This window comes from Burkholderia sp. LMG 13014 (genome assembly GCF_905232215.1).
Classification (GTDB): domain Bacteria; phylum Pseudomonadota; class Gammaproteobacteria; order Burkholderiales; family Burkholderiaceae; genus Burkholderia.
In genome coordinates, this window is sequence record NZ_CAJNKE010000888.1 from 1 (window position 1) to 1,769 (window position 1,769).

Below are 1,769 nucleotides of genomic sequence, written 5' to 3' on the forward strand. Positions count from 1 at the left end.
TCAGCAGGCTGTCGAGGCGGCTCGCCAGCAGCGCGGCCGCAACGGAGTCGATACCGGTCATGATCGGAGCCTGCTCACCTCAGCCACTTCGTTGCGAATCCGGGAGCGGCACATCGGTGCCGCCCGCGGGAACTGCGCGTCTGCCGCAACGGGCTCGTGCGCCCCCGCGCCCGTTTCCCCGGAAACGGGCCCTACCCGCGCGCGCGGTAGAGATCGGTCAATACCTTGGTCGAGCGCCGCGCCTCGAACAGCGCGGACAGCCGCGCGACGTCCGGACTAGCGAGATCGCGGATCGCGGCGTCGTCGGCCAGGATGCGGCGGATCAGGTCGAGCTTGCGGCGGAGATCCGATTCGTCGAGCACGACACCCGGATCGGCTTCCTTGAGCCCGTCGACCAACTGCATGAATTCGGCCTGCAACCCCGGCAACGCGCTCCAGTCGGCGCTGCGCGCAGCGCACAGCATCCGGCCCGACACGGCGGCGAGCGCCTCGTAACGTTCGAAGTATTCGGCCTTGCGATTCATCTTGATGCTTCCACTGCCTGTTGCGCGGCCATCCGCGCGACTTCCGGGGCGATCCCCGTCCATGCTTCCTCGAGCGTCGCGAGCAGCCCGTCGACCTCGACCAGCATCGCGTCGCTCGCCTGCGCGTTCGCTTCCAGCAAACGCCCGCAGATATACGCATACAGCGCGTCCAGCCGGTCCGCGATCTCGCCGCCCGCGTCGCGGTTCAGCGACGCCTTCAGCCCGCTCTCGACGATCCGGATCGCCTTGCCGATCGCGTCGCCGCGCGCGGGCACATTGCCCTGCTGCAGATGCATGCGCGCGAGCGCCACCGCCTGCCGCGCGCCCTGGTACAGCATCGCGGTCAACCGGTGCGGGGAGGCGCCCATCACCCCGGTCTCGACGCCGACACGCGCGTATGCACTGGCTCCAGCGTGCCCTGGGGAAAACATGCGCTTCTCCTTGTTATGCCTTGGCTATACGGGAACCGACATCGTGCATCGCACGACGCGGCCTTCACCGGAGTTATCGGAAGGGATCGGGAAAGCTTTAGGCAAGCGGGGCCTGCCCGGCGGCGGCAGGGCCAGCCCGGGCGGGCTCACCGGATTGCCGCCCCGGATGGCCGTCCCCGGATGGCCGGCCCATCACACCGACATCTGCATGATGTCGTTGTAAGCGCTCACGAGCTTGTTGCGGACCTGGAGCCCGAACTGGAAGCCGATGTTGGCTTTCTGCATGTCGACCATCACGTCGTTCAGCGACACGTTCGGTGCGCCGACCTCGAACGCCTGCGCCTCGCCGAGCGCGTGCTGCTGGTCGCCGCTGATCTTGTCGAGCGACGCCTTCATCGCGCTCGCGAACGTGCCGGCCGTCGCCGCGCCCGAGCCGGCCAGCGCCGCCGTCGGGCTCGCGACGCCGCCGGACGCCTGCGCAGCCATCGACTGCATCTGTTGCAACACCGAACCGATTCCGCTGACGTTCGCAGTCATGCTGTCCCCAAAACTGAGAGAAGAGTCCCGGACCACCGGGCGTGTCCGCCGGCGCCGCACCACGCGCACCATGCCGGATCGCGAAAAAGGATAGCAGCGCGCCGCGCGTCAAAGCCGAGAAAGTACGGGGGAAACCCCGCTCTTTTCGGTCGATCGGAGTCCGGCCCGGATCACGATAATCGCATCGTGTCATTGTCCGCCCGCTCGTCCGAGCGAGCTCAGTCGTCCCGCTCCGGAGAAACTCGACGCATGGATTCGCAGGCCAACTCGCTGATCA

3 protein-coding genes are annotated in these 1,769 nt (G+C 67.7%); all 3 read right to left on the minus strand.

Features of this window, described 5'->3' with window-relative positions:
- Positions 1-191 precede the first annotated feature (191 nt).
- Positions 192-524, minus strand: a complete 333-nt coding sequence (locus tag JYJ84_RS35835; RefSeq protein WP_122946488.1) for a flagellar protein FliT — start codon at positions 522-524, stop codon at positions 192-194.
- Positions 521-955, minus strand: coding sequence for a flagellar export chaperone FliS (gene fliS, locus JYJ84_RS35840; RefSeq protein ID WP_122946489.1), 435 nt, complete (start codon positions 953-955; stop codon positions 521-523). Before fliS ends, JYJ84_RS35835 begins: the two co-directional genes overlap by 4 nt.
- A 192-nt stretch (positions 956-1,147) precedes the next feature.
- Positions 1,148-1,492 (minus strand): flagellar hook-basal body complex protein FliE, encoded by a 345-nt coding sequence (gene fliE, locus JYJ84_RS35845; RefSeq protein WP_021164033.1) that lies wholly within the window; start codon positions 1,490-1,492, stop codon positions 1,148-1,150.
- Positions 1,493-1,769 lie beyond the last annotated feature (277 nt).

What these genes read in the sequence shown, in the direction of transcription:
- fliS (WP_122946489.1), bottom strand. Translation starts at nt 955, where the DNA reads ATGTTTTCCCCAGGGCACGCTGGAGCCAGTGCATACGCGCGTGTCGGC.
- JYJ84_RS35835 (WP_122946488.1), bottom strand. Translation starts at nt 524, where the DNA reads ATGAATCGCAAGGCCGAATACTTCGAACGTTACGAGGCGCTCGCCGCC.
- fliE (WP_021164033.1), bottom strand. Translation starts at nt 1,492, where the DNA reads ATGACTGCGAACGTCAGCGGAATCGGTTCGGTGTTGCAACAGATGCAG.